We start from the raw sequence: 26,548 nt of genomic DNA, 5'->3' as shown, positions 1-26,548 counted from the left end.
AAACCTCACGCAGAACCAATGATCCAGCCAAACTGCGACCGCTCACGCACCTGACAACAGCCATCGCCCCCTCACAAACCGCCCCACCGCCAAGCCAAATCGCACGCCTGTGCGATACTGCCACCCATCTCACACCGGCTCGCTTATTTGAGGACTAGTGCGAGCTCATTGGCAACCGTCGGGAGTGAGACCTATCGTGAGCCCGATCACAACGATGCTGGAGGCGAAGGTAGCACTGGGACATGATTTTTGTCAACCCTAGTTGCTCAATGGTCTCCGGATGGCTGAACCGGGTGAGCCGGGTCACGCGCCGGCTCGGCGACGGCGGCAAGCGCCTGGGTCGCTTCGCGAACCCGGACTGCACATTGAGCAACAATTTCCAACAGCAAATGTCTGGGCGCGCATTTCCGCCGTAAATCCGAGGCGTAAAGGGCGACCGCATCGGTGCACCGGACCGGCTCTGCCCGCTGACACCGGTGGCCGCATGCCAACCCGCAGTGCCGGAGTCTCCGCGGCCATAACTCGTCACCGTGGTGGGCGCACCGTGATTGGCTCCCAGGGTCGCATGGTGACCTCAGATAGCAGTGTGTCCAGCGAGTGTGGCGCATCTGCAGTGGATCTGGGGCTCGAGAACGCGCTAGCCGGACGGTCAATGGCGGCGCGGATGCGCTGTTCGAACCGATTACTATATCGCGCCCACCGGCGTCGCCCAGAACTTCATATCAAACTCTAATCATATTTGATTCAGATATGTTTCATAAATTAGTTTCATCTGTCCTGCGTGTTTGGCACAGCAAATGAATTGTTATCGACACAGCAATGAACAGGCTGGGTGGAACCTGTGTTGTTCCTATCTGACTGGCTTAGCGTGTCGTGCGATGTGCCTCAGCGATGAGCGGCGTCACTGTCCGTTGAACGTCGTTGAGCTAAAGCAATATGGGGAAGGGATATTCATGTCGATCATGCTCGCGCAGCCGGACATGCTGGCTGCAACCGCTACTGAACTGCAATCCATCAACTTTGCAGTCCGTGCCGGGAATGCGGCCGCGGCAGGCCCGACGACCGGGGTGGTTCCGGCGGCAGCCGATCTGGTGTCGCTGCTGACCGCCACACAGTTCGCCACGCATGCGCAGATGTATCAGCAGATCAGCGCCCAGGCCGTAGCGGTGCAGGAGCAGTTGGCGACCACCCTGGGCATCAGCGCCGGCTCGTACGCGGCTACCGAGGCCGCCAACGTAGCCACCGTCGGCTAGGAGACCGAAAGTCATGGATTTTGCACAGTTACCACCGGAGATCAACTCCGCGCTGATGTATTCCGGGCCCGGCTCGGGGCCGATGCTGGCTGCGGCGGCTGCCTGGGATGCCCTGGCTGCCGAACTGCAATCCACCGCGTCCTCCTATGACGCGCTGGTCACCGCCCTGACCGACGGGCCGTGGCAGGGGCCGTCGGCGGCGTCCATGGCGGCCGCCGCCATGCCGCAGGTGGCGTGGCTGAGGAGCACCGCCGCACAGGCAGAGCAGGCGGGTGGCCAGGCCGTGGCCGCCGCGACTGCCTACGAGGCGGCGTTCATGGCGACGGTGCCGCCGGCAGAGGTCGCGGCGAACCGGGCGTTGATGATGGCGCTGTTGGCCACCAACTTTCTCGGCCAGAACACCGCGGCGATCGCGGCGACGGAGGCGCAATACGCCGAAATGTGGGCCCAGGACGCGGCCGCGATGTATGGCTATGCCGGCGCATCCGCGCAAGCCACGACGCTGACACCGTTCAGCCCGGCGCTTCCCACGGTCAACCTGGCCGGGGTGGTCGCCCAGGCCAACGCGGTGGCGCAAGCGGTGAGCGCGTCGGCGGCGCCCGCGCAAGGAATGACCCAGATCACCAAGTCGCTGTCGCAGATGGCCGGTCTGACGAATGAACCGCCCTGGCTCAGCAATCCGCTGGGTGCCCTCGGTCTCGGCGGGAACGCCTGGAATTCCAACGGCGACGGGATCATCGTTTCGGGTTTGCTCGGCGATGTGGTTGAGGGCTTGACCGGTTCGGCAACGGTGGACGGCAGCGTGCCCATGGACGTGTTCAATAGGTGGGTTTCTCCGGCTCGGCTCGTGATCACCCAGATGAAGGACTACTTCGGCCTCGCGCACGACCTGCCGAAGTGGGCCAGTGAGGGCGCCGAATCCGCCGCCAAGGCGGCCAAGGGGGCTATCGAGGCATTGCCTGCCGCCCTGCCGAGTGCGGGGCTGGGCGGGATAGCGGGAGCCGTCGGCAAGGCGGCGTCAGTCGGCGGATTGTCGGTGCCCGCTTCCTGGGCCAACACGGTCGGGGCGGCCAACCCCATCGTGACGATCAGCAACCTCGGCGCCGCGGCGGCCGCAGAGCCCGCCGCAAGCGCGTTCGGCGGGCTGCCGGTGATGCCTGGTTCTGGCGCCGGACGCGGCATGGCAGCCCACTTCGCCGCTCCCCGATACGGATTCAAGCCGACCGTGGTGCCACAGCCGCCGGCCGGGGGATGACGGCTGGCCCTTGCGCGGCGTCGTTATTCGTTGCCAGGGCGTTGGTCCCGATTTGCTTGCGCGCCTTGAGATGCCGGCGTGATTTTCCGGCCTTTCCAGAAGTCGAGCAGATGGGCGGGCTTGTCGAAGTTAACGCCGTAGACGAGGCAGCGGACCTGGCGCGAAGCGGGCATGGATGAGGCCTGGTCGGCTGCTGTCATAGTTTGCGCTAAAGCGTGTCGAGCAACGTTGGTGATGGTTCGGCACCGCCGTTTTCGAGCATCGTCGGTGGTGGTTTGCTAACGGTGGTGGGCGTAAACCGTATTGCGGCTGAACGCAACTCGGTTATCTGCGACCGGTGGCCGCGGCGAACCAGGGCAATCCCGCGCAGTATCCACGGTGTCCACTTCGTCATCACCGCCACTGCGCGATCCGACCGGCGCATCGTGGAGCGACGGCCGGGGGTGGCAGTCGACACCAATTGCGCCTCGGCCGATCCAGCCCGCGCGCCGTGACGCTCGACCGCCAGAAGTTGCCAGGCGCCTGGCACACCGCGCAGCTCAACGCTGCCGCGATCCTCGAAGCCGGTGCCGGAGCCGACGACCAGCTCGCGGACCGTGCAGGAGACCAGGATGTCGCCCGCCCCTGCGTGCCCGAGGATCTGCGCCGCGATGTGTACCGCGATCCCCCCGATGTCACAGTCCAGCAGTTCACACTCGCCGGTGTGGATACCTATGCGGATCTCGATGCCCAGCGTCTCAGCGTCAGCGCGCAACGCTTCCGCGCAGCGGATGGCCTGTGTCGGGCCGTCGAACGTGGTGAGATGCCAGCTCACGGACCACGCGCGCCCGCAGCTGCGCCGGGTCGCGCTCGAGGTCATCCCAGCTCTGAGCGGCGTTGTACGCCGTCGTACCGGTGAGGATCAACGCCCGCGTTCGTTCCGGTCGTGTTGCGGCGAAGAGGATTGCGGCCGGGCCTCCCTCACTCACACCGAGAAGGGCGGCCTTGCCGAAGCCGGCGGCATCCATGACGGCCTCGATCTCGGCTGCTCGTTCGTCGAGCGTGCGAACTCTTGGGACGGGATCCGACAGCCCCACCCCGGCCTTGTCGAACAAGAGGATCCGGGCGAACGTGCCCAGGCTTCTCCATCAGGGACCCGAATTCGGGCATCGTCCAATACAGCTCGACGTGGCTTGCGAACGACCCGGGCCAGACCAGCTCGACGGGCCCGTCGCCGAATACCTGATATGCCAGGCTGAGATCACCGCAGGATGCGTACGACGTTTCCGCCACGGCGTCGAGCGTAATTGGCATGGGCGCCAGGCGTGGCGGATCACCCTGCCCGATGCTGTTGGCGGCCGGTTCTGACGGCACGTGCGCGGATAGCTGAATTCAATCGACAGTCAGCGGCTGGCCGCGCCAGGCCTAGAGCGCATGCATCAAATGGTGTTGTCGGCAAAGGTATTTCGGGTTCTCAAATGCGGTGAGTGCACGTGCTGCCGGTTCCTGGTAATCGAACGGAACGGTGCGATCCGATCGGAGACGACGACAGCTGGGTCTAAGCCTGGGGCGTGACCAGAATCTTGCAGTGCCGCTCGGGGTCGGTGAGGTCGTCAAAGGCCGCACCGACCCCGTCCAGGCCGACCTCCCCGGTGATCAGCGGGCTGACGTCGATACCGCCCTCGGCGATCGCACGCAGTGACTCGGCGAATTCATCCGGGCCATAGGCGAGCACGAATTGCACGTTGATCTCCTTGGCAATCGCGAAGAACGGATGCATGGTGTCGGTCTGCATGCACACTCCTGCGACGACCAGCCGCGTGCCCGGCCGTGCCCGTCGCAACACCTCATCGATGATCCCCGGCACGCCGATCGCCTCGAAAACGACTGCAGCCTTGACGGTGTCGAATGGCGAGCCCTGTGCCGGGTCTACCGTCCGATGCGCTCCCATCGTCGTGGCCAGTTCCCGTCGCTTCGATGAAAAGTCGGCTGCCACAATGGTTTCAACCCCACGCAACCGAAGTGCTGCGATGATGGACATACCGATCGGACCGCAACCAAGCACCAGGGCCGCCTCGCCGGGGGCAATGCCCGACTTGTTGACGGCGTGCAATCCCACCGCCATGGGTTCGGCGAGGGCGGCATGTTTGGGATCGAGGCCATTCGGAATGGGCAGCAGCAGCGGGGCCGACAGCAGCATCTGTTCGGCATAGCCGCCGATCGTGTCGTTGCTGTAGATGATCGGCTCGAAACCCTTGGCCGACAGCAACACCGGAATCGACGTGACCAACGTTCCGGATGGCTGGGTTTCGGTATCGGGTCCCGCTTCGAGTATCTCGGCGCTGAATTCGTGACCCATGAAGACGTCACGGCTCAGATCGACGTTGGGTCCGCCGGCGCCACGCGACATCTGATCGGTAAGCGCCAGCATCTCCTCGCCGTGCGCGGCGAAATGCAGGTCAGAACCGCAGATACCGCATGCCAGCACCTTGACCAGTACCTGGCCCGGGCCGGGTACTGGGTCAGGCGCGTCGTCCCGGTACACCATGCGTACATTGCGTAAGACCGAGGCGCGCATCAGCTTTTACCGCCTTGGTGCTCGGCCACGTGCTCGTTGATGGCCTTGACGACCGCCTGGCCCGCGCGGCCGATCAAGTCCTCACGCTTGCCCTTGGCCCACTCGTGCGACGCGCGGGGCGCTTCGAGCTGGCCTTTGAAATATGGGATCACTGTGCGGGCGAACAGGTCATAGGAGTGGAAAGTCGCTTGTGGCGCGGCCCAGTCGTGGCCGAGCAACAGCAGGGTTCCGAAGCCGCCCGAGCGGCCCATCAGGTCCTCGATGTGGGCGATCGCGTCCTCAGGTGTGCCGATGCAGCAATTCCCCTTGGCGGCATACTCTTCGACGAACTCCCGGGTGGATTGCGCGCCCTCGACCGCGTTGGATAGCGGGACAAATCCTGCTGCGCCAAAGTACTTCGAGAAATCGGGCAACCCGTAGGTGCAGTCGTCGAGAGCCTGGTCCCGGGTGTCCGCCAGATGCATGATGGACAGCACTCGCCAGTCGCGGCGATCGGGCTCGTCCCGTCCGACTTTGGCGGCCTGCTCGCACACCACTCCCCAGGTGTTCTCCAGCGCCGCATACCCGCCGGGCACCGACATCGACAGTGACAGCAGCGACGTGCCCAGTGCTCCGGCCAGCCTTGGCCCGGACGGAGAAATCATTGCCGCCGTTGAGATCTCAGGGTATGGCCAGGTGTACGGCCGGATGTGTAGTTGCGCCTGCCGCAGGGTGAACCAGTCGAAATGGCGGTCGATGCGCTCGTCTGGCGCGGCACGGAACAAGGCGAGAATCGCCTCGAGAGATTCTTGCATCATCCGGCGCTGGTCGATGGGATCGATGCCCATCATGTAGGCGTCCGATGGCAGCGCGCCGGGGCCCGTGCCGAACATGACCCGGCCACGGGTCAAATGATCCAGCAGCACCCAGCGGTCGGCCACCATCAGCGGATGGTGGTAGGGCAGGGAGACCACTCCGGTGCCCAGCCGGATGTGCTTGGTCCGTTCGGCCGCGGCCGCGATGAAGACCTCCGGGCAGGCGATCAGCTCGTAGCCGCCGGAGTGATGTTCGCCGAACCAGGCCTCGTCGAAGCCCAGCCGGTCCAGCGCGACCACCCGGTCCATATCGTATTCCAGTGCCACCGTGGGGGATTGGCCGGTTGGGTGAAACGGCGTGATGAAGACGCCGAAGCGAAGCGGCGCAACCGTCACCATTGCACCCCGTTGAGGAACTCGAGCAGTATCGCGTTTACGTCGTCGGGCCGCTCCTGCTGCAACCAGTGCCCGGCGCCGTCGATCAGCACCTCGCGGTAGGGGCCGGTAATCACCTGCGAAGCGCGGTCGGTACGGGTGAAGGACAGCACCGGGTCCGCGGTCCCGGCGATAAACAGTGACGGTACCGAGATTTTGGCGTCAGCGAGTTCGGCCGTTGTCTCCCAGTTGCGGTCAAAATTGCGATACCAGTTGAGCCCGCCGGTAAAACCGGTGCGGGCGAATTCGCTGATGTAGTGGTCCAGTTCGTCCTGACTGATCCAGTCCGGCAGCCCGTCCGGTTCCGGCAGCCGGTCGATGAAGCCCTCAGGTCCCGGCGCCAGCATGCGCAATGCCGAGCTCTGGTCGCCCGGTGGCCGCAAACCGCCGATCATCCGGCGCATCGTGCGGGCCGGGTCACCATCGAGCTCAGTATCGGCCACACCCGGCTGCTGGAAATAGAGGATGTAGAAGAAGTTCTCGCCGAACGTCTTGCGAAACGCCTCAGTGGGCGGCAGCTGGGCGCGGGGCAACGGTGGAACGCTCAATGCGGCGACTCCCGCGACCCGGTTGGGGTGTAGCAGCGGCGCATTCCACACCACGACGGCGCCCCAGTCGTGACCCACCCAGACCGCGCGCTCCGCGCCCACGTCGTCGAGCAGCCCCACCAGGTCGGCCGTCAACTGGTGAATGTCGTAGGCCTCGATCGCCTCCGGACGCGACGAACCCCCATAGCCCCGTTGATCCGGAGCCAGCACGTGGTAGCCGGCGTCGGCCAGGGCCGGAATCTGGTGTCGCCACGAGTAGGCCAGCTCGGGAAAGCCGTGCGCCAGTATCACCACGGGCGCGCCGCGATCTCCGGCCTCGACCACCCGCAGCTGCACACCATTGGTGTCGACTAACCGTTCGGTTGATGGAGCCACCGTCTCACCAAATCACAACGGCACCGGACCGGGGAAGGCCCCATCTGGCTGGACGATGCTGATCTGGTGGCCCGAGTTGTTGGACGCAACTGCGACTTTTCATCAGCCACATCAGTCTCCACGGGTTTGGGGTGTTCGTTGTGCTCGCCTATCAGCGACAATTCCGTTGCGCTCCTCGGCTTGTCGCTGAAAGGCGGGCAAATTGTGCATCGGGTCGGCCAAAGACCAATGTGAAAGATGTGGTTGCCGGAACTAGGACTCCGCAGAGCGCGGTGACTAAATCAGCACCATCCTAGTGTTCCCCGAGCGCGAACCTGCTGCATGTTCACGCTGGGTGCGAGGATCAGCACGTCAGGCGGAACCGCCGACTGGATATCGTGACCGGCGCCGCGCATCATCGGCTGATGCGGCTGGACCACATAGTGCTATGGACAAAAGACGTGCGGGCGGCAATGGACTTCTACTCCAGGGTGGTCGGGCTTACGCCGGTACGGTTCGACGAGTTCGAAGGTGGAACTGCGCCGTTCCCGAGCGTGCGGGTGTGCGAGGACTCCATCATCGACCTCATCCCCGTGCAAAGTGCCGCCGCTACCGAGTCGATGACGAGGGTCGCCGGCAGCGCGGGCCATCCGGTCAACCACGTCTGTCTGGCCCTGTCGAAGTCCGAGTACGACGCCCTGGACCGACGTCTGCAGGCAGCGGGCATCGACACCGGCGCGCGGCTGAACCTAAGCTTCGGTGCTCGCGGCTGGGCGCCACAGGGCTACTACTTCGCCGATCCGGACGGCAATGTGATCGAGGCGCGCTACTACGAGTAACCGGCCCGCCGTATCGCCGAGCGCCACGGCAGTGCGACCTGCGGGCCACCTCAAGCTGGATGGCGGTGGCCAGCCACCGTGGGCGCTGATGTGACCAATATCCCAGCGGCGGTTGAGATGCTCGGGATCCTGGCGGGAACCGCCGGTCGTTGACGCAGCAGGACTGTGGCAACCCGCTGCGCCCGGCCTGCGCCGGGCTTGCGATCGCCACGGGAACGATGGTGGCGACCCGCTGCGCCCGGCCTGCGCCGGGCTTGCGATCGCCACGGGGCGGTAACCTTGACATTTCCAGCTGCGTGAATCCGGAAGGACCTGGCCGGCACGGCCGATGATTGATGAATCGAAAAAACGTGATCCGCACCATCACGGCGATCGCTGTCGTGGTGCTGCTGGGCTGGTCGTTCTTCTATTTCAGTGACGACACCCGCGGTTACAAGCCCGTCGACACCTCGGTGGCGGTGGCTCAGATCAACAGCGACAACGTCAAGAGCGCGCAAATCGATGACCGTGAGCAGCAGCTGCGGCTGACCCTGAAGAAGGGCAACAACGACACAGACGGATCCGACAAGGTCATCACCAAATACCCCACCGGCTACGCCGTCGACCTGTTCAACGCGCTGACCGCGAAAAACGCCAAGGTCAGCACCGTCGTCAACCAGGGCAGCATCCTGGGCGAGCTGCTGGTCTATGTGCTTCCCCTGCTGCTGCTGGTGGGGCTGTTCGTGATGTTCTCCCGCATGCAGGGCGGCGCGCGGATGGGCTTCGGTTTCGGCAAGTCGCGGGCCAAGATGCTTAACAAGGACATGCCCAAGACGACGTTCGCCGACGTTGCCGGCGTAGACGAAGCCGTCGAGGAACTCTACGAGATCAAGGATTTCCTGCAGAACCCCGGCCGTTACCAGGCGCTCGGCGCCAAGATCCCGAAGGGTGTTCTGCTGTACGGTCCACCGGGCACCGGCAAGACGCTGCTGGCCCGCGCCGTTGCAGGCGAGGCAGGCGTGCCGTTCTTCACCATCTCCGGGTCCGACTTCGTCGAGATGTTCGTCGGTGTCGGCGCCTCGCGCGTAAGGGACCTGTTCGATCAGGCCAAACAGAACAACCCCTGCATCATCTTCGTCGACGAGATCGACGCGGTGGGCCGCCAGCGCGGCGCCGGCCTGGGCGGCGGCCACGACGAGCGCGAGCAGACGCTCAACCAGCTCCTGGTCGAGATGGACGGCTTTGACCCGCGTGCCGGCGTCATTCTGATCGCGGCCACCAACCGGCCCGACATCCTGGACCCGGCGCTGTTGCGGCCCGGCCGCTTCGACCGGCAGATCCCGGTGTCCAACCCGGACCTGGCGGGTCGCCGCGCGGTGCTGCAAGTGCATTCCAAGGGCAAGCCGATCGGCCCGGACGCCGACCTCGACGGGCTGGCCAAACGGACCGTCGGCATGACCGGGGCCGACCTGGCCAACGTCATCAACGAGGCGGCGCTGCTGACCGCCCGGGAGAACGGCACCGTCATCACCGGTCCCGCCTTGGAGGAGGCGGTCGACCGGGTGATCGGCGGCCCACGCCGCAAAGGGCGGATCATCAGCGAGCACGAGAAGAAGATCACCGCCTATCACGAGGGCGGCCACACCCTGGCGGCCTGGGCGATGCCCGACATCGACCCCGTCTACAAGGTGACGATCCTGGCCCGGGGACGCACCGGCGGCCACGCGGTGGCGGTTCCCGAGGAGGACAAGGGCCTCAGGACCCGCTCCGAGATGATCGCGCAGCTGGTGTTCGCGATGGGTGGGCGCGCCGCCGAGGAATTGGTGTTTCGCGAGCCGACCACCGGCGCGGTGTCCGACATCGAGCAGGCGACCAAGGTGGCCCGCGCGATGGTCACCGAGTACGGCATGAGCGCCCGCCTCGGGGCGGTCAAGTACGGCACCGAGCACGGCGACCCGTTCCTGGGCCGTTCGATGGGCACGCAGTCCGACTACTCGCACGAGGTTGCCCGCGAAATCGACGAGGAAGTGCGCAAGCTGATCGAGGCGGCGCACACCGAGGCGTGGGAGATCCTCACCGAATACCGCGACGTGCTCGACACGCTGGCGGGCGAGCTGCTGGAAAAGGAAACCCTGCACCGGCCCGAGCTGGAGGCCATCTTCTCCAATGTCGAAAAGCGGCCCCGGCTCACCGTGTTCGACGACTTCGGCGGCCGGATTCCCTCGGACAAGCCGCCCATCAAGACACCCGGCGAGCTCGCCATGGAACGCGGTGAGCCGTGGCCACCGCCGCTTCAAGAGCCGGCGTTCAAGCAAGCGATCGCGCGGGCTACCCAGGCGGCTGAAGCAGCACAGGCTGCCCCGTCAGGAGCCGGTAGCGGCGCCAACGGCTTGGACCGGGACAGATCCGCCTACCAGCCCGACTACGGGGCACCGGCCGACTGGCACGCTCCGGGATGGCCCCCACCGTCGTCGTCCAGCTGGCCGCAGCCGGCGCCGGGTTATCGCCTGCCGGAAAAATCCGAACCGGACCCCGACGAGCCGTCCGACCAGCAGAATAAGGACGTCAGCCGGTCCAATCCGTCGGCGCACGGCTGACGAAACGGAGGATTCCCATGACGCAGCTGGATTCCCGCCCCACGTCGTCCCTTCCGCGGGCTTTCGACCAGCCGCGCGCCGAGGCCGCCGTTCGTGAATTGCTGTACGCGATCGGCGAGGACCCGGACCGGAGCGGTCTACGGGACACTCCGGCACGCGTCGCCCGCGCTTACAAGGAGATCTTCGCCGGGCTCTACACCGACCCCGAGACGGTGCTCAACGCCATGTTCGACGAAGATCACGACGAGCTGGTACTGGTCAAGCTAATACCCTTGTACTCCACGTGCGAACACCATCTGGTGTCGTTCCACGGTGTGGCCCATGTCGGCTATATCCCGGGCGAGGACGGCCGGGTGACCGGGCTGTCCAAGATCGCCCGGCTGGTAGACCTGTATGCCAAGCGGCCGCAGGTGCAGGAGCGGCTGACCAGCCAGATCGCCGATGCGCTGGTAAAGAAGCTGGAACCCAGGGGGGTCATCGTCGTCGTCGAGGCCGAGCATCTGTGCATGGCGATGCGCGGGGTCCGCAAGCCCGGAGCGATCACGACGACGTCAGCGGTGCGTGGCCAGTTCAAGACCAATGCCGCTTCTCGAGCCGAAGCGCTCGATCTCATCCTGCGTAAGTGAGCCCGGCGCCTGTGCAGGTCATGGGTGTCGTCAACGTCACCGACGACTCGTTCTCGGACGGCGGGCGTTACCTCGATGCCGGCGGTGCCGTCGAGCACGGTTTGGCGCTGGTCGCCGACGGCGCACACATCGTCGACGTCGGTGGTGAGTCCACTCGGCCCGGCGCGGCCCGCGTCGACCCGGGTGTCGAGACGGCCCGCGTCATCCCGGTGGTCAAAGAGCTTGCCGCCCAAGGCGTCACCGTCAGCATCGACACTATGCACGCCGGCGTCGCGCGCTCGGCACTGGAAAACGGCGCGCAGCTGGTCAACGACGTGTCCGGCGGCCGGGCCGATCCGGCGATGGCGCCATTGGTGGCCGAAGCCGGGGTGACGTGGGTACTGATGCACTGGCGGCCGGTGTCGGCGGCCAACCCGCACCAGGTGCCCGACTACGGCGACGTGGTGGCGCAAGTGCGTGCCGAGCTGATGGCAGCCGTTGACGACGCGGTAGCCGCCGGCGTCGATCCGGCGAACCTGGTGATCGATCCGGGGCTCGGATTCGCCAAGACGGGACAACACAATTGGGCACTTCTTCATGCCCTGCCGGAGTTGGTCGCCACCGGGTTTCCGGTGTTGCTGGGTGCCTCACGCAAGCGCTTTCTCGGTAGCTTGCTGGCCGGGCCCGACGGCACCACCCGCCCGCCTGCCGGGCGCGAGACGGCCACGGCGGTGATTTCGGCGCTGGCTGCCCTGCACGGGGCTTGGGGCGTGCGGGTACACGATGTGCGGGCGACGGTCGACGCCCTCAAGGTGGTCGAAGCATGGCAGCGAGTTGACGGGACCGGGCGCGATGGCTGACCGAATTGAGCTGCGCGGCTTGATTGTTCACGGTCGACACGGAGTCTACGACCACGAGCGGGTGGCCGGGCAGCGCTTCGTCGTCGACATCACCATATGGATCGATCTGGTCGACGCGGCCCGCAGCGACGATTTGGCCGACACCTACGACTACATCCGGCTGGCGCAGCGGGCCAGCGAGATCGTCGGCGGGACACCGCGCAACCTGATCGAAACGGTCGGCGCCGAGATCGCCGACGAGGTGATGGAAGACCAGCGCGTGCACGCCGTCGAGGTGGTGGTGCACAAGCCGCAGGCTCCCATCCCGCTGCCGTTCGCCGACGTAGCGGTGGTGACTCGGCGGTCGCGGCGTGGTGGCCGCGGTTCGGTGGTCCCCGCGGGCGGGGCGGTATGACGCGGGTAGTGCTGTCGATCGGCTCGAACCTCGGTGACCGCCTCGCGCATCTTCGGTCGGTTGTCGACGGGCTCGGTGATGCGTTTGTCGCCGCGTCCCGGGTGTACGAGACCGACCCGTGGGGCGGCATCGAGCAGGATCCGTTTCTCAATGCGGTGCTGATTGCCGACGACCCGAGTCGTGACTGCCACGCGTGGCTGTGCCGGGCTCACGAGTTCGAGCGGGCCGCGGGCCGGATGCGCGACGAGCGCTGGGGTCCGCGAACGCTGGACGTCGACCTGGTCACCTGCGCCGAGATCACCCCGTCCGGCCGGGTGGACGTGCTTACCGACGACAGCGATCTGCGGCTGCCGCACCCACTGGCACACCTGCGGGCTTTCGTGATGATCCCGTGGCTGGACGTCGATCCTGCGGCTGAAGTGCCGATGCCGGACGGTCCGCGACCCGTCGCCGAGCTGCTGGCCGAGCTGGAGCCCGCCGATCGGGCGAGTGTCCGGTTGACGCCCCTGACCTTGGGAAACTGATGGGGCCCACCCGCAAACGCGATCTGATGGCCGCGGTGATCGCGGCTGCGGTGGTGGGTTATCTGCTGGTCATCGTGCTGTTCCGGTGGTTTCCGCAGATCACGGTGTGGACCGGGCTGTCGCTGCTCGGCGTCGCGATCGCCGAGGCGCTGTGGGCTCGCTACATTCGGGCCAAGATCGTTGACGGCGAGATCGGCGACGGGCCCGGCCGGCTGCACCCGCTCGCGGTGGCCCGCAGTCTGATGGTCGCCAAAGCGTCGGCGTGGGTGGGCGCCCTGGTGCTGGGCTGGTGGATCGGGGTGTTGGTGTTCCTGTTGCCGCGGCGGTCATGGCAGCGGGTTGCCGTCGAGGACACCACCGGAACCGTCGTGGCGGCCGGCAGCGCACTGGCGTTGGTGGTTGCCGCGCTGTGGCTGCAACATTGCTGCAAGTCTCCGCAGGATCCCACCGAGGGCGGCGAGGGAGCCGAAACCTAGCCGGTTGCTCGCCATCGCTCGCCGACGTTGCTGGCGGCCTCGTCGAATCGGCTGAAGAATCGCCGGACCGGCGCGACACGCGGACGGCGCTGCCCGGGTACAGTCAGGCCATGACCGTTCTGTCCCGCGGCGCCCGGGTCCGGCGCGGCGGCCGCAGGCCGGGTTGGGTGCTCTTGACGACGTTGCTGGTCCTCGCGATTGCGGCCAGTTCGGCACTGGTTTTCACCAACCGCGTGGAACTGCTCAAGCTCGCGGTAATCCTGGCGCTGTGGGCTGCCGTCGCCGGTGCTTTCGTGTCGGTGCTGTACCGCCGGCAAGCCGATGCGGAGCAGGCGCGGACGCGGGATCTGAAGCTGGTTTACGACTTGCAGTTGGATCGCGAAATCTCGGCTCGCCGCGAGTACCAGCTGACGGTGGAGTCGCAGCTGCGTCGCGAGCTGGCCGTAGAGCTGCGCGGTGCGGCCGCCGACGAGGTGGCCGCGCTGCGGGCGGAACTGACTGCGTTGCGGACCAGTCTGGAGATCTTGTTCGACACGGACTTCGAACACCGTCCGGCGCTGGAGCCCTTGGACAAGACGGGGGCAACAGAGGCGCGCCGCTCACGTGCGGTGGCCGATCGGGTCCAGAATGGGCGGGGCCCGTCTGCCGACTGGGTATCCATCGACCGGGTTGCGGTGGTTCGCCCGGGTGACGCGGTCAACCGTGCCGAGGAAGCGATCATCGACGTGCCCGAGGTGGGAATGCCCCCATACGACGACCGGGATGTTCCACCAGCGGGACCGTTGCCGCCGCCCGCCGAGCCCGCGGGAACGAAACACTCCGCCGAGCGGGTCGGGTTGCCCTACGAAACCGCGCCGGCTCCGCCCGGTCCGCGGTATGAGCCCCGTCACCGGCCACCGCCCCCGCCGGCTCCGCCGCCACAACCGGAGCCGCAATCGGAACCGTCGCGGGAACCCGTCGCCGCCGATGGACAGTGGTTACCACCCGGGGCGCCCGGCAGCCACTGGGCGTCCGGGGAACCCGCCGCCGCGCCGCCTGCCCAGCCGTCGGGCCGCCGACGGCGTTACCGGCATACCAGACCGGAAGAAGATCAGGGGGACATCAACCTGGACCACGTCGAGGTGCCCGGAGATTACGGTGGTCGCCGATCACGATCTCGCCATTCGACGGAGTACCGCGACCATGGCGTGGGGAGCTTGGGATCCGCCCGCAGGGCGGAAGGCCCAGGTCCGGTCGCCGCTCCGCCTCCCTACGCCGCCCCACCTCCGCCTCCACCGGCACCTGCGCGGCCCACTGCCCCGCCGCCGCCCCGCCTGGCCGCGCCGCCGCCTCCAGAACCGGCTGCCCGCCATCGCAGCCCGGAGCCAGAGCCCGCGGCCGGAGCACATGGCTCCGACGCGCAAACCGGTGGTCAGTCGGTCGCGGACCTGCTGGCCCGGCTGCAGGTCCAGCCGTCGGGTGGTGGGCGGCGTCGCCGCCGCAGCGGCTGATCGACTACAGTTTTAGTGACCGTCCGGTACCCGCTCAGTCAAGGGACTGGAACGAACGAAAGAAACCTGTGAGGTCGTCTGCGATGGTGCAGTTCGACGGATTGCGCCCGGCCAGGCTCAAAGTGGGGATCGTCTCCGCCGGCCGGGTAGGCACCGCATTAGGAGTGGCGCTGGAGCGTGCCGACCACGTTGTGGTGGCCTGCAGCGCCGTCTCCCATGCGTCGCTGCAACGCGCCGGGCGCCGGCTGCCCGACACCCCGGTATTGCCGCCGCCGGACGTCGCTGCCGCGGCCGAGCTACTGCTGTTGGCGGTGCCCGACAGCGAACTGGCGGGTTTGGTGTCCGGCTTGGCAGCCACCTCGGCGGTGCGGCCCGGGACACTTGTGGCGCACACCTCCGGCGCCAACGGGATCGGGATCCTGGCACCGCTGACCCGGCAGGGCTGCATACCGCTGGCCATTCACCCGGCGATGACTTTCACCGGGTCCGACGAGGACATCAGCCGGCTGCCGGATACCTGCTTCGGGATCACCGCGGCCGACGGCGTCGGATATGCGATTGCCCAATCGCTGGTACTGGAAATGGGCGGGGAGCCGTTCAGTGTCCGCGAGGACGCCCGCATCCTTTACCATGCGGCGCTGGCCCACGCGAGCAACCACATCGTGACGGTCCTCGCGGACGCTCTCGAGGCATTGCGCGCCGCGCTGCGCGGCAGCGAACTGCTGGGCCAACAGTGCGTCGACGACCAGCCCGCGGGTATCTCCGAACGCATCATCGGACCGCTGGCCCGCGCGGCGCTGGAGAACACACTGCAGCGCGGGCAGGCCGCGCTGACCGGGCCGATCGCCCGTGGTGATGCGGCCGCGGTCGCCGGGCACTTAGCCGCGCTGACCGGCGTCGATCCGCAACTGGCCCACGCCTACCGGGTGACCGCGCTGCGGACCGCGCAGCGGGCGCATGCGCCCCAAGAAGTCGTCGAGGTGTTGGCGCGGTGAAAGTCAGCTTCAACCCGGGCGAACTCAACCGGTACTCGGTGCCACGCCAGGTCAGCGACGTCTGCCGGGCGCTGCGGCACACCGGCCGGCGCGTGATGCTGGTGCCCACGATGGGCGCCCTGCACGAGGGTCATCTTGCGCTGGTGCGCGCGGCCAAGAGGATACCCGGCTCGGTGGTCGTGGTGTCGATCTTCGTCAACCCGCTGCAATTCGGCGCCGGGGAGGATCTCGACGCCTACCCCCGAACCCTCGAGGACGACGTGGCGCAGCTGCGTGCCGAAGGCGTGGAGATCGTGTTCGCGCCGACGGCTGCGGCGATGTACCCCGACGGGATGCGCACCACCGTGCAACCCGGGCCGCTGGGCGCCGACCTGGAAGGCAGCGCGCGGCCAGGCCATTTCGCGGGTGTGCTGACCGTGGTGCTCAAACTGCTGCAGATCATCCGGCCCGACCGGGCCTATTTCGGCGAGAAGGACTATCAGCAGCTGGTACTCATCCGGCAGATGGTGGCCGACCTGAACGTCGACGTGCAGGTGGTTGGGGTGCCGACCGTGCGGGAGGCCGACGGGCTGGCGATGTCGTCGCGCAACCGCTACCTGGACCCGGCTCAGCGGGAAGCGGCGGTCGCGCTGTCGGCGGCGCTGACGGCCGGGGCACATGCGGCTGCATTAGCCGGCGCCGGTGCCCGGGCCGCGCTGGACGCGGCCCGCGCGGTGCTCGACGGCACGCCTGGGATCGCGGTCGACTATGTGGAGTTGCGCGACGCCGGGCTCGGCCCGGCGTCCGCTGGCGGATCAGCCCGGCTGCTGGTTGCGGCGCGCGTCGGCGCGACCAGGCTGCTGGACAACGTGGAAATCCAGATCGGAAATGTCGCCGGCACCCTCGGGCCGGACGAATCCCGGGCACACTATGCCCAATCACCTTGGAGGAATTGATGTTACGGACAATCCTGAAGTCGAAGATCCACCGCGCGACGGTGACGCAGGCGGACTTGCATTACGTCGGGTCGGTGACCATCGACGCCGATTTGATGGAGGCCGCTGATCTCCTCGAGGGTGAACAGGTGACGATCGTCGACATCGACAACGGGGCCCGCCTCGTCACCTATGCGATCACCGGCGAGCGCGGCAGCGGCGTCATCGGGATCAACGGTGCCGCCGCTCATCTCGTGCACCCGGGCGACCTGGTGATCCTGATCGCCTACGGGACCATGTCGGATGCCGAGGCGCGCGCCTACAAACCGCGGATCGTGTTCGTCGACGCCCACAACAAACAGATTGACCTGGGCAGCGATCCGGCTTATGTGCCCGACAACGCCGCCGAGCTGATGAACCCGCGGATGGGTGCACGGTAGCCGTGCTGCTGGCGATCGACGTCCGCAACACCCACACCGTCGTCGGCCTGCTGTCCGGAGCCAAGCAGCACGCAAAGGTGGTGCAGCAGTGGCGGATACGCACCGAATCCGAAGTCACGGCCGACGAATTGGCGCTCACCATCGACGGCCTGATCGGCGACGACTCCGAGCGGCTCACCGGTGCGGCCGGTCTGTCCACGGTCCCGTCGGTGCTGCATGAGGTGCGGATCATGCTCGACCAGTACTGGCCGTCGGTCCCGCACGTGCTGATCGAACCGGGGGTGCGAACCGGTATCCCGCTGTTGGTCGACAACCCCAAAGAAGTGGGCGCCGACCGGATAGTGAACTGCCTGGCGGCCCATCACAAGTTCGGTAAGGCCGCCATCGTCGTCGATTTCGGATCGTCGATCTGCGTGGACGTGGTATCGGCCAAGGGCGAATTCCTCGGCGGTGCCATCGCGCCCGGCGTGCAGGTGTCTTCCGACGCCGCGGCCGCCCGCTCGGCCGCGCTGCGCCGCGTCGAGCTGACCCGGCCGCGTTCGGTCGTCGGCAAGAACACCGTCGAATGCATGCAGGCCGGCGCGGTGTTCGGCTTCGCCGGGCTGGTCGACGGCTTGGTTGGACGCATCCGCGAAGACGTCAAGGGTTTCTCCGCCACCGACGACGTCGCGGTCGTGGCCACCGGGCACACCGCGTCGCTGCTGCTGCCGGAACTGCATACCGTCGACCACTATGACCAGTACCTGACCCTGCATGGGCTGCGGCTCGTCTTCGAACGAAACCGCGACGCCCAGGGGGGCCGGTTGAAGAGCACGCGCTAGAACCCGCAGCGAGTCTGCGTACAGCGCGCGCCGCGAGCCCGGCAGTCACGCCGTCAGCGCAGGCTCGCTGCCGTGAGCGCAGACTCGACCCCTTAAGCTGGCAGGTCGTGGACTCGGCCGAGACAGACATTCCCGAGCAGTTCCGCATCCGTCGGGACAAGCGTGCTCGGCTATTGGCAGAAGGGCATGACCCCTACCCGGTTGCCATCGAACGCACCCATACCTTGGCCGAGGTCCGCGCCGCCCACCCAGACCTGCCCGTCGACACCGCGACCGACGACATCGTCGGTGTCGCGGGCCGGGTGGTCTTCGCCCGCAACACCGGAAAACTGTGCTTTGCGACACTCCAGGACGGCGACGGCACCCGCCTACAGGTGATGATCAGCTTCGACAAGGTCGGCCGGGAAGCCCTCGACGCGTGGAAAGCCGATGTCGATCTCGGCGACATCGTGTACGTGCACGGCACCGTGATCAGTTCACGGCGAGGCGAATTGTCGGTTCTCGCCGACTCGTGGCGGATGGCCGCCAAGTCGCTGCGACCGCTGCCCGTCGCGCACAAGGAGATGAGCGAGGAGGCGCGGGTACGGCAGCGCTATGTCGACCTGATCGTCCGCCCGCAGGCGCGTGAGGTGGCCCGGCAGCGGATTGCCGTCATCCGAGCGCTACGGAATGCGCTGGAACGCCGGGGGTTCGTCGAGGTCGAGACGCCCATGTTGCAGACGCTAGCCGGCGGCGCGGCAGCCCGGCCGTTCGTCACCCATTCCAACGCTCTCGACATGGACCTCTACCTTCGTATCGCGCCGGAACTGTTCCTCAAGCGTTGCATAGTCGGCGGCTTCGACAGGGTCTTCGAACTAAATCGGGTGTTCCGAAACGAAGGCGCCGATTCTACACATTCCCCGGAATTCTCGATGTTGGAGACCTACCAGACCTATGGAACCTATGACGATTCCGCAGTGGTCACCAGGCAGCTTATTCAAGAGGTAGCCGACGAGGCGATCGGCACCCGACAACTTCCGATGCCCGACGGCAGTGTCTACGACATCGACGGAGAATGGGCGACAATCCAGATGTATTCCTCCCTGTCGGCGGCTCTCGGCGAAGAGATCACACCGCAGACGTCGGTCGATCGGTTACGCGAGATCGCGCGTCGACTCGATGAAGAGATTCTGGACAAGGGTGGCTACCGTCACGGCAAACTCGTCGAGGAACTCTGGGAGCACACCGTGGGCAACACGTTGACCGCACCCACATTTGTGAAGGATTTTCCGGTAGAGACAACGCCATTGACCCGCCAGCACCGCAGTATCGCCGGAGTAACCGAGAAGTGGGACCTCTACCTGCACGGAGTCGAACTGGCCACCGGGTACTCTGAATTAAACGATCCGGTGGTACAGCGGGATAGACTCGCTGACCAGGCCCGCGCCGCGGCCGCGGGCGACGACGAGGCGATGTTGCTCGACGAGGATTTTCTGGCAGCCCTGGAGTACGGGATGCCGCCGTGTACCGGAACGGGAATGGGTATCGATCGGTTGCTGATGGCTTTGACCGGCCTGTCAATTAGGGAGACAGTTTTGTTCCCGATTGTTCGACCGCACTGCAACTGAACTGCCCGCCGATGTGTCCAGATTGAGTATTTCACGTTCTTATGGCAGATTAGTGACCGGGGAGTCTATCCATCCTGCACGGTAACTGCACGGGAAGAAACGCGAGGGTAAGCCAATGGCGAAGAAAGTAACCGTCACCTTGGTCGACGATTTCGACGGTTCCGGCGCCGCCGACGAAACGGTCGAATTCGGGCTTGACGGGGTGACCTATGAGATTGACCTTTCTTCTAAGAATGCCGCGAAACTGCGCGGCGACTTGAAGCAATGGGTGGAGGCCGGCCGTCGTGTCGGCGGTCGCCGGCGCGGGCGTTCCGGCTCCGGTCGCGGCCGCGGCGCGATCGATCGCGAACAAAGCGCCGCGATCCGGGAATGGGCGCGTCGCAATGGACACAACGTGTCGACTCGGGGCCGCATCCCGGCTGACGTCATCGACGCTTTCCACGCCGCAACCTAGCAATCGCTCACACCGGCGCCCAGGCTCCAAGCCTGGGCGCCGGTGCTGTGTCGCTTTCGCTGGTGGCGAACTTGCCGCCGGTCGGCACCGGAAACATAGCGGCGATTCTCCTCGTTGACGTGGTGCGGTTCTGAAGTAAGAGGTGCCACGCGGACAGAGGTCCGCGCCGCGGAACCGCTAGGCACCGCAAGGTTATGAACCCTGGCGGGCCGACCATTACAGTGGACAGCAGGTACGCGGGGCCGAGCCGGACTGGCTCGGGGCCGACCAAAGTACCGATGAGGAGAGCAGGTAACCGCCGATGTTCGAACGATTTACCGACCGTGCCCGCCGGGTCGTCGTCCTGGCGCAAGAAGAGGCCCGGATGCTGAACCACAACTACATCGGCACCGAGCATATTCTGTTGGGTCTTATTCACGAAGGCGAGGGCGTAGCCGCCAAGTCGCTGGAGTCGCTGGGTATCTCGCTGGAAGGGGTCCGCAGCCAGGTCGAAGAGATCATCGGCCAGGGCCAGCAGGCGCCGTCCGGGCACATCCCGTTCACTCCGCGCGCCAAGAAGGTCCTCGAGCTGAGCCTGCGCGAGGCGCTGCAGCTGGGCCACAACTACATCGGCACCGAGCACATTCTGCTGGGCTTGATCCGCGAGGGTGAGGGCGTAGCGGCTCAGGTTCTGGTGAAGCTGGGCGCCGAGCTGACCCGGGTGCGTCAGCAGGTCATCCAGCTGCTGTCCGGCTACCAGGGCAAGGAAGCTGCCGAGGCCGGCACCGGTGGCCGGGGCGGCGAATCCGGCACACCGTCCACCTCGCTGGTGCTCGACCAGTTCGGCCGCAACCTGACGGCGGCCGCCATGGAGGGCAAGCTGGACCCGGTCATCGGCCGCGAGAAGGAAATCGAGCGGGTGATGCAGGTGCTGAGCCGGCGCACCAAGAACAACCCGGTGCTGATCGGCGAGCCCGGTGTCGGCAAGACCGCCGTCGTCGAAGGCCTCGCGCAGGCCATCGTGCACGGCCAGGTTCCCGAGACGCTCAAGGACAAGCAGCTCTACACGCTGGACCTCGGCTCCTTGGTGGCGGGCTCGCGCTACCGCGGTGACTTCGAGGAACGCCTCAAGAAGGTGCTCAAGGAGATCAACACCCGGGGCGACATCATCCTGTTCATCGACGAGCTGCACACTCTGGTCGGGGCGGGCGCGGCCGAGGGTGCCATCGATGCGGCAAGCATTCTCAAGCCCAAGCTGGCCCGCGGTGAACTTCAAACGATCGGCGCCACCACGCTCGACGAGTACCGCAAGTACATCGAGAAGGACGCCGCCCTGGAGCGCCGCTTCCAGCCCGTGCAGGTGGGCGAGCCGACGGTGGAGCACACCATCGAGATCCTCAAGGGTCTGCGCGACCGCTACGAGGCCCATCACCGGGTGTCCATCACCGACAGCGCGATGGTGGCCGCGGCGACGTTGGCTGACCGCTACATCAACGACCGGTTCCTGCCGGACAAGGCGATCGACCTGATCGACGAGGCCGGGGCCCGGATGCGAATCCGCAGGATGACCGCGCCGCCGGACCTGCGCGAGTTCGACGAGAAGATCGCCGACGCGCGCCGGGAGAAGGAATCGGCGATCGACGCCCAGGACTTCGAGAAAGCCGCCAGCCTGCGCGACCGCGAGAAGCAACTGGTCGCCCGGCGCGCCGAACGCGAAAAGCAATGGCGCTCAGGCGATCTCGATGTGGTCGCCGAGGTGGACGACAACGAGATCGCCGAGGTGCTGGGCAACTGGACCGGTATCCCGGTGTTCAAGCTCACCGAGGCCGAGACCACCCGGCTGCTGCGCATGGAAGACGAGCTGCACAAGCGGATCATCGGGCAAGAGGACGCCGTGCGAGCTGTCTCGAAAGCCATTCGGCGTACTCGCGCCGGGCTGAAAGACCCCAAGCGCCCGTCGGGCTCGTTCATCTTCGCTGGCCCGTCCGGTGTGGGTAAGACCGAGCTGTCCAAGGCGCTGGCCAACTTCCTGTTCGGTGACGACGACGCGCTCATCCAGATCGACATGGGTGAGTTCCACGACCGGTTCACCGCGTCGCGGCTGTTCGGTGCTCCGCCTGGGTATGTCGGCTACGAGGAGGGGGGTCAGCTCACCGAGAAGGTGCGGCGCAAGCCGTTCAGCGTGGTTTTGTTCGACGAGATCGAGAAAGCGCACCAGGAGATCTACAACAGCCTGTTGCAGGTGCTCGAGGACGGCCGGCTCACCGACGGTCAGGGCCGCACGGTCGACTTCAAGAACACCGTGCTGATCTTCACGTCCAACCTGGGGACATCCGATATTTCCAAGCCCGTCGGCCTCGGGTTCACCAAGGGCGGCGGTGAGAACGACTACGAGCGGATGAAGCAGAAGGTCAATGACGAACTCAAGAAGCACTTCCGCCCGGAGTTCCTCAACCGCATCGACGACATTATCGTCTTCCACCAGCTGACCCGCGACGAGATCATCCAGATGGTCGACCTGATGATCAACCGGGTCGCGGGCCAGCTCAAGAGCAAGGACATGGCGCTGGAGCTGACCGACAAGGCCAAGTCACTGCTGGCCAAGCGCGGCTTCGACCCGGTGTTGGGTGCCCGCCCGCTGCGGCGCACCATCCAGCGCGAGATCGAGGACCAGTTGTCGGAGAAGATCCTCTTCGAGGAGGTCGGGCCTGGACAGATCGTCACCGTCGACGTGGACAACTGGGACGGCGAAGGCGCCGGCGAGGATGCGGTGTTCACCTTCACGGGCACCCGCAAGCCGCCGGCCGAGCCGGATCTGGCCAAGGCCGGAGCACCTAGCGCCGGGGGTCCCGGGCCGACCTCGCAGTAGTAGCCACGCAGTAGCGCTCGCGCGCGTGCGGGCGGACAATTGAGCGATCCTGCCGAGACATGCCCACACCTGGGCGCCTCGGCAGGGCCGTCTGCTTGCCGGACCGTCGACCGGCAACGCTTGAGCGGTTTACACTGACCGGTGTCGACGACGGCAACGGAATCTGGTGAGACTCCAGAACGGTCGCGCCACTGTGCACAGTCAGACCCGTTGCCCGTCACTAGCACCCAACGTGGGACGCGAGATCCCCAGAAGGAGTCCACCCGTGGCGAATTCCCAGGCAACCCCCGCCCTGCCGGTTGATGTGTCGGCGGTAAGCGCCGCGCTATGGTTGGCGGCCACCGCGGTTCTGGCGCTGTTGGCCATCTATTTTGTTGGCTTCGACCAGGGCGCGGTCTCACTGTTCGGTGGCGACTCGCATGTGCACGAGTTCTTCCACGACGCAAGGCATCTGCTCGGCTTCCCCTGCCACTGAGTCGTCCAGGGCTGACACCATGGAGAAGCGTCTGATAGCGTGCGGACTCCTGGCCGGCGCGGTGGGCGCCGTGCTGGCGTTTGTGTTCGCTCGCGTGTTTGCCGAGCCCGTCATCGGCCGTGCAATCGAATACGAGGACGGCCGCACCGATGCTGTGCACGCTCAGGGCGTGCACGAGCACGGTGTCGAATTGTTCAGCCGCGGCGTGCAGGGCAACGCCGGATTGGGTTTCGGTGTCCTGATTTTCGGCATCGCCATGGGTGCGTTGTTCGCCGTGCTGTTCTGCCTCGCCTACTCTGGGACCAGAAACGGTGGACCGCAAAGGCTTTCGATTCGTCTGGCAGCCGGAGCCGTTGTCGCGGTGTATCTGGTGCCCTTTCTGAAGTATCCGCCAAACCCACCGGCCGTGGGTCAGGCGGACACCATCGGGTCCCGCACCCTGTGGTACCTGGTGATGGTGGTGGCGTCGGTGGGGCTGGCGATCGGCGCGGTGTGGCTGTGCCGCCGATTGGCTCCCCGGCTGGGTGCGTGGAACGCCGGGCTTTCAGGTGTCGGTGCCTACATCGCGGCGACTGCGCTGATCATGCTGGTATTGCCGACAGTCGACGAGATACCCGGGCCGATGCGCGACGCCGGCGGAACGATCATCTATCCGGGTTTCCCGGCCGATGTTCTCTACGAATTCAGGCTGGCGTCGCTGGGCACCCAGGTGGTGCTGTGGGCGGCGATCGGAGTGGTCTTTTCGACGCTGGCGCGGCGGCTGCTGGATGGGCCGGCCGGGACGAGACGGGGGGCGAGCATCGCGGCGTGACCCGCCAGTGAACCACATCACCAAACTGACATTGGTGTCGCACGCGATGACCGATGCCATGGCGGTCGGGCGGTTTCCGGCTGACGAGCCGCTCAACGACGCCGGCCGTCGCCAGGCCGAAACCGCTGGGCCCATCGAGGTCAGGCCCGGAGTGCCTGGCGTTACCCAACTGGCCGCACCCGAGCGGCGGACCCGGCAAACGGCTCAGCTGTTGGGACTACGGGCCGCGACGGAGCCGCGGCTGGCCGACCTCGACTGCGGATGTTGGCGGGGCGCCGGCCTTGAGCACGTTGACGACCATCAGCTTCAGGCGTGGCTTACGGAACCCGCCGAGGCACCGCACGGCGGTGAGTCCATCGTCGACCTGATCGACCGGGTAGCCGGATGGCTGGCGTCGCTGGTCGGCAACACCGTGGCGGTGACCCATCCCGCGGTGATCCGGGCGGCGATCCTGCTGGCGCTCGACAGTCCACCGAATTCGTTCTGGCGCATCGACATAGCGCCAGTCAGCCGAACCGTCATGCACTACCGCGGGCATCGGTGGACGCTGCGGCTGTAGCTACCTATCGCGGACCCACCAATGCGAAGACCTGCTTGGCGACCTCCAGCATCCATCCGGTCACCGTCGGTCCGTGATCGCGGGGCCAGTTCAGCTGGAAGCTCGCCACCCACGGCTGACCGGTCTTGTCCTCGGCATACCAGCTGAAGGTCAGGTCCCCTGGCAGGCCACCGGCTTTCGCGCCGATGTAAGGCCATTCGTTGCGATCCAGTTGGATACCCGCAACTGCCGACAGGATCTGCCTGACCGGGGCGGCCGGACCAACCGCGTCGGCCTGCAGGGCCAGGTGCACCCGGCAGATGTCCTCGGCGCTGCCGTACCACTCCGCGCCGTAGGTGGAGGCCGGAGTGTGGGCACGCGTTGGATCAGGTTGGTAGGGCGTGGCATTCGCCTGCTGCAGCAACTGAGCGCGGACTTGCTGGGATGCGTGCTTCCATTGGTCACGCACATCCGGTTGACCCCAGCCGACGGAGAACAGCTCGTACATTGTGGGAAACGGTGTCATGCTCGCCGGGTCGTGATGGCCGGCGGTTGCCAGCGCCTCCTCGATAGCGTGGGTGCCCAGCCGCTCGATCAGCAAGTCGGTGGCCATGTTGTCGCTGGTGGCGATCATCTTCTCGGCGGCGGTGCGAACCGAAACATGCGCCCCGGGCGACAGTTCCAGACCCGACGAGCCCACCGCTTTGCTCTTGGCGGTCACGGTGAGCATTTCGTCCCAGGATACCGTGCCGTCCTTCACCGCGTCCGCCAGGGCGTGCAACACGTACAATTTGAAAATCGAAGCAAGAGGCAAGGATTCGCGGGTATTGGTGCCCGCTACCGGGTCACAGTTGCCGTTGGTCACCTTGGCGACTTGGTACGAATAGCGGGCGCCGGTTCGGCTCAACACGGCGTCGACGTCGCGCCACGAGCCGACCGACGGTGGTTGGGTCTCGAGATCGAACCGATCGACCTGGCCCTGGTCGTCGGTATGGATCCGAATGTCTTGCCGCGCACCGTAAGACGAAATGAGATGCAGCGTGGCCACACTGGCGCCGATGGCTACGCCCTCGACGGTGAACGGGCGGTCCCACCACAGCTCTGCCATGGTGCGCTCGACGGAGCCGATTTGCCCGGGCGTCGCCAGGGTGCCGACGCCCACGGGGCCGATCGGCCAATCCGAGTTGAGCATGTCCACGGTCTGCTGGGCGCGCAGGCCGGGTGGTGTTCTGGTGTCGATGCGGCGCCCTGGATCCGCTGCGTTAGCGGTTGGGGTGGGCGAGTGCGCGCAACCGGGAGCCAGGGTGACCACTAATGCGGCAGCGGCGCCTAACGCCAACGCACGGCGCGGCGCCGCGTGCCGGCTATTTCGCTTCGCCAGTCCCGGCAACGTCGAGTACAACCTCGAATTCCAGCAGCGAAGCGCCTGTCGCCACGGGGTTGGCCCGGTGGCCGGCATGGGCTTCGATGGCCGGCCCGTTCGCCCAGGCCTGGAATGCTTCATCGGACTCCCAGTGTGTCACCACGAAGTAGCGGTCTTCGCCCTTGACCGGACGTAGCAACTGAAACCCGAGGAAACCGGGAGAATTCTCCACCGCATGCGCGCGGTGGGCGAAACGCTTCTCCAGTTCGGGGCCAGCGCCGGCAGGCACCTCGATTGCGTTGATCTTCACCACTGGCATGTC

Annotated in this window: 25 protein-coding genes and 1 pseudogene; 20 read left to right on the top strand and 6 right to left on the bottom strand. The window is 66.2% G+C overall.

What is annotated here, in order from left to right:
• Positions 1-953 precede the first annotated feature (953 nt).
• Both EET03_RS25055 and EET03_RS25050 read left to right on the top strand, forming a co-directional pair.
• Positions 954-1,253: a PE family protein gene (locus tag EET03_RS25055; protein ID WP_063473161.1), complete on the top strand. Its 300-nt coding sequence runs from the start codon at positions 954-956 to the stop codon at positions 1,251-1,253.
• Positions 1,254-1,266: 13 nt separating this feature from the next.
• Complete coding sequence (locus tag EET03_RS25050; protein ID WP_075541675.1) at positions 1,267-2,508, top strand: PPE family protein; 1,242 nt, start codon at positions 1,267-1,269, stop codon at positions 2,506-2,508.
• Positions 2,509-2,863: 355 nt separating this feature from the next.
• Here EET03_RS25050 and EET03_RS25045 read toward each other — a convergent pair.
• From EET03_RS25045 to EET03_RS25030, 4 genes and pseudogenes are all read right to left on the bottom strand, one after another.
• Positions 2,864-3,780 (bottom strand): annotated as a pseudogene (locus EET03_RS25045) (adenylate/guanylate cyclase domain-containing protein); the annotation flags it as partial.
• A gap of 265 nt (positions 3,781-4,045) precedes the next feature.
• Positions 4,046-5,065: a zinc-binding dehydrogenase gene (locus EET03_RS25040; RefSeq protein ID WP_075541678.1), complete on the bottom strand. Its 1,020-nt coding sequence runs from the start codon at positions 5,063-5,065 to the stop codon at positions 4,046-4,048.
• Complete coding sequence (locus EET03_RS25035) at positions 5,065-6,258, bottom strand: LLM class flavin-dependent oxidoreductase (RefSeq protein WP_075541679.1); 1,194 nt, start codon at positions 6,256-6,258, stop codon at positions 5,065-5,067. Before EET03_RS25035 ends, EET03_RS25040 begins: the two co-directional genes overlap by 1 nt.
• On the bottom strand, positions 6,252-7,217 hold the full coding sequence (locus tag EET03_RS25030; RefSeq protein ID WP_075541680.1) for an alpha/beta fold hydrolase: 966 nt from the start codon (positions 7,215-7,217) through the stop codon (positions 6,252-6,254). The genes EET03_RS25035 and EET03_RS25030 overlap by 7 nt, the downstream gene beginning before the upstream one ends.
• A 404-nt stretch (positions 7,218-7,621) precedes the next feature.
• On the opposite strand from EET03_RS25030, the gene EET03_RS25025 reads away from it, so the two are divergent.
• From EET03_RS25025 to EET03_RS24940, 18 genes are all read left to right on the top strand, one after another.
• Positions 7,622-8,035, top strand: a complete 414-nt coding sequence (locus tag EET03_RS25025; RefSeq protein ID WP_075541723.1) for a VOC family protein — start codon at positions 7,622-7,624, stop codon at positions 8,033-8,035.
• A 335-nt stretch (positions 8,036-8,370) separates the two neighbouring features.
• Positions 8,371-10,611 (top strand): ATP-dependent zinc metalloprotease FtsH, encoded by a 2,241-nt coding sequence (gene ftsH, locus EET03_RS25020; RefSeq protein WP_075541681.1) that lies wholly within the window; start codon positions 8,371-8,373, stop codon positions 10,609-10,611.
• 17 nt (positions 10,612-10,628) lie between these two features.
• Entirely contained in the window at positions 10,629-11,237 is a 609-nt protein-coding gene (folE, locus tag EET03_RS25015; protein WP_075541682.1) for a GTP cyclohydrolase I FolE, read from the top strand.
• A complete protein-coding gene (gene folP / locus EET03_RS25010) occupies positions 11,234-12,076 on the top strand; it encodes a dihydropteroate synthase (protein ID WP_082274507.1) in 843 nt (280 codons plus the stop codon). Before folE ends, folP begins: the two co-directional genes overlap by 4 nt.
• A complete protein-coding gene (gene folB, locus EET03_RS25005; protein ID WP_075541684.1) occupies positions 12,069-12,470 on the top strand; it encodes a dihydroneopterin aldolase in 402 nt (133 codons plus the stop codon). Before folP ends, folB begins: the two co-directional genes overlap by 8 nt.
• Complete coding sequence (gene folK, locus EET03_RS25000; protein WP_063473150.1) at positions 12,467-12,994, top strand: 2-amino-4-hydroxy-6-hydroxymethyldihydropteridine diphosphokinase; 528 nt, start codon at positions 12,467-12,469, stop codon at positions 12,992-12,994. Before folB ends, folK begins: the two co-directional genes overlap by 4 nt.
• Complete coding sequence (locus EET03_RS24995) at positions 12,994-13,470, top strand: DUF3180 domain-containing protein (RefSeq protein ID WP_075541685.1); 477 nt, start codon at positions 12,994-12,996, stop codon at positions 13,468-13,470. Before folK ends, EET03_RS24995 begins: the two co-directional genes overlap by 1 nt.
• 110 nt (positions 13,471-13,580) lie before the next feature.
• Positions 13,581-14,960 (top strand): DUF6779 domain-containing protein, encoded by a 1,380-nt coding sequence (locus EET03_RS24990; protein ID WP_075541686.1) that lies wholly within the window; start codon positions 13,581-13,583, stop codon positions 14,958-14,960.
• An 83-nt stretch (positions 14,961-15,043) separates the two neighbouring features.
• Positions 15,044-15,955, top strand: a complete 912-nt coding sequence (locus tag EET03_RS24985) for a Rossmann-like and DUF2520 domain-containing protein (protein ID WP_075541687.1) — start codon at positions 15,044-15,046, stop codon at positions 15,953-15,955.
• Positions 15,952-16,890, top strand: coding sequence for a pantoate--beta-alanine ligase (gene panC, locus EET03_RS24980; protein WP_075541688.1), 939 nt, complete (start codon positions 15,952-15,954; stop codon positions 16,888-16,890). Before EET03_RS24985 ends, panC begins: the two co-directional genes overlap by 4 nt.
• Positions 16,890-17,309, top strand: a complete 420-nt coding sequence (gene panD / locus EET03_RS24975; protein ID WP_063473145.1) for an aspartate 1-decarboxylase — start codon at positions 16,890-16,892, stop codon at positions 17,307-17,309. Before panC ends, panD begins: the two co-directional genes overlap by 1 nt.
• Positions 17,310-17,311: 2 nt before the next feature.
• Positions 17,312-18,130: a type III pantothenate kinase gene (locus tag EET03_RS24970; protein ID WP_075541689.1), complete on the top strand. Its 819-nt coding sequence runs from the start codon at positions 17,312-17,314 to the stop codon at positions 18,128-18,130.
• A gap of 107 nt (positions 18,131-18,237) precedes the next feature.
• Positions 18,238-19,737 carry a lysine--tRNA ligase gene (gene lysS / locus EET03_RS24965; RefSeq protein WP_075541690.1) on the top strand — a complete coding sequence of 500 codons (1,500 nt, stop codon included), beginning with the start codon at positions 18,238-18,240 and terminating at the stop codon, positions 19,735-19,737.
• Positions 19,738-19,852: 115 nt separating this feature from the next.
• Positions 19,853-20,191, top strand: coding sequence for a histone-like nucleoid-structuring protein Lsr2 (gene lsr2, locus EET03_RS24960; RefSeq protein WP_023368518.1), 339 nt, complete (start codon positions 19,853-19,855; stop codon positions 20,189-20,191).
• Positions 20,192-20,492: 301 nt separating this feature from the next.
• A complete protein-coding gene (gene clpC1 / locus EET03_RS24955; protein ID WP_063468840.1) occupies positions 20,493-23,039 on the top strand; it encodes an ATP-dependent protease ATP-binding subunit ClpC in 2,547 nt (848 codons plus the stop codon).
• A gap of 265 nt (positions 23,040-23,304) precedes the next feature.
• Complete coding sequence (locus tag EET03_RS24950; protein WP_063468841.1) at positions 23,305-23,514, top strand: CbtB domain-containing protein; 210 nt, start codon at positions 23,305-23,307, stop codon at positions 23,512-23,514.
• A 19-nt stretch (positions 23,515-23,533) separates the two neighbouring features.
• The gene (locus EET03_RS24945) at positions 23,534-24,325 is read left to right on the top strand and encodes a CbtA family protein (protein WP_075541691.1); all 792 of its coding nucleotides are present in this window, start codon (positions 23,534-23,536) and stop codon (positions 24,323-24,325) included.
• Positions 24,326-24,332: 7 nt separating this feature from the next.
• A complete protein-coding gene (locus tag EET03_RS24940) occupies positions 24,333-24,884 on the top strand; it encodes a histidine phosphatase family protein (protein WP_075541692.1) in 552 nt (183 codons plus the stop codon).
• Positions 24,885-24,888: 4 nt separating this feature from the next.
• Here the strand turns inward: EET03_RS24940 and EET03_RS24935 are convergent, their stop codons facing one another.
• Together EET03_RS24935 and mhuD are read right to left on the bottom strand one after the other, a co-directional pair.
• On the bottom strand, positions 24,889-26,265 hold the full coding sequence (locus tag EET03_RS24935; protein WP_425271559.1) for a serine hydrolase: 1,377 nt from the start codon (positions 26,263-26,265) through the stop codon (positions 24,889-24,891).
• Complete coding sequence (mhuD, locus tag EET03_RS24930) at positions 26,228-26,545, bottom strand: mycobilin-forming heme oxygenase MhuD (RefSeq protein ID WP_023368509.1); 318 nt, start codon at positions 26,543-26,545, stop codon at positions 26,228-26,230. The genes EET03_RS24935 and mhuD overlap by 38 nt, the downstream gene beginning before the upstream one ends.
• Positions 26,546-26,548 lie beyond the last annotated feature (3 nt).

Source organism: Mycobacterium innocens (genome assembly GCF_900566055.1).
Classification (GTDB): domain Bacteria; phylum Actinomycetota; class Actinomycetes; order Mycobacteriales; family Mycobacteriaceae; genus Mycobacterium; species Mycobacterium innocens.
Note: the sequence above shows the minus strand (reverse complement) of the source record. Positions and strands in the feature narration are given on the sequence as shown.

Bases quoted from the DNA above. Each gene is read 5' to 3' on its own strand.
- folK (WP_063473150.1), top strand. From the start codon at position 12,467: ATGACGCGGGTAGTGCTGTCGATCGGCTCGAACCTCGGTGACCGCCTC.
- EET03_RS24985 (WP_075541687.1), top strand. From the start codon at position 15,044: ATGGTGCAGTTCGACGGATTGCGCCCGGCCAGGCTCAAAGTGGGGATC.
- EET03_RS25055 (WP_063473161.1), top strand. From the start codon at position 954: ATGTCGATCATGCTCGCGCAGCCGGACATGCTGGCTGCAACCGCTACT.
- EET03_RS25035 (WP_075541679.1), bottom strand. From the start codon at position 6,258: ATGGTGACGGTTGCGCCGCTTCGCTTCGGCGTCTTCATCACGCCGTTT.
- panD (WP_063473145.1), top strand. From the start codon at position 16,890: ATGTTACGGACAATCCTGAAGTCGAAGATCCACCGCGCGACGGTGACG.
- folE (WP_075541682.1), top strand. From the start codon at position 10,629: ATGACGCAGCTGGATTCCCGCCCCACGTCGTCCCTTCCGCGGGCTTTC.
- EET03_RS24995 (WP_075541685.1), top strand. From the start codon at position 12,994: ATGGGGCCCACCCGCAAACGCGATCTGATGGCCGCGGTGATCGCGGCT.
- folB (WP_075541684.1), top strand. From the start codon at position 12,069: ATGGCTGACCGAATTGAGCTGCGCGGCTTGATTGTTCACGGTCGACAC.
- EET03_RS25025 (WP_075541723.1), top strand. From the start codon at position 7,622: ATGCGGCTGGACCACATAGTGCTATGGACAAAAGACGTGCGGGCGGCA.
- EET03_RS25040 (WP_075541678.1), bottom strand. From the start codon at position 5,065: ATGCGCGCCTCGGTCTTACGCAATGTACGCATGGTGTACCGGGACGAC.
- clpC1 (WP_063468840.1), top strand. From the start codon at position 20,493: ATGTTCGAACGATTTACCGACCGTGCCCGCCGGGTCGTCGTCCTGGCG.
- EET03_RS24990 (WP_075541686.1), top strand. From the start codon at position 13,581: ATGACCGTTCTGTCCCGCGGCGCCCGGGTCCGGCGCGGCGGCCGCAGG.
- EET03_RS25050 (WP_075541675.1), top strand. From the start codon at position 1,267: ATGGATTTTGCACAGTTACCACCGGAGATCAACTCCGCGCTGATGTAT.
- ftsH (WP_075541681.1), top strand. From the start codon at position 8,371: ATGAATCGAAAAAACGTGATCCGCACCATCACGGCGATCGCTGTCGTG.
- EET03_RS24945 (WP_075541691.1), top strand. From the start codon at position 23,534: ATGGAGAAGCGTCTGATAGCGTGCGGACTCCTGGCCGGCGCGGTGGGC.
- lsr2 (WP_023368518.1), top strand. From the start codon at position 19,853: ATGGCGAAGAAAGTAACCGTCACCTTGGTCGACGATTTCGACGGTTCC.
- mhuD (WP_023368509.1), bottom strand. From the start codon at position 26,545: ATGCCAGTGGTGAAGATCAACGCAATCGAGGTGCCTGCCGGCGCTGGC.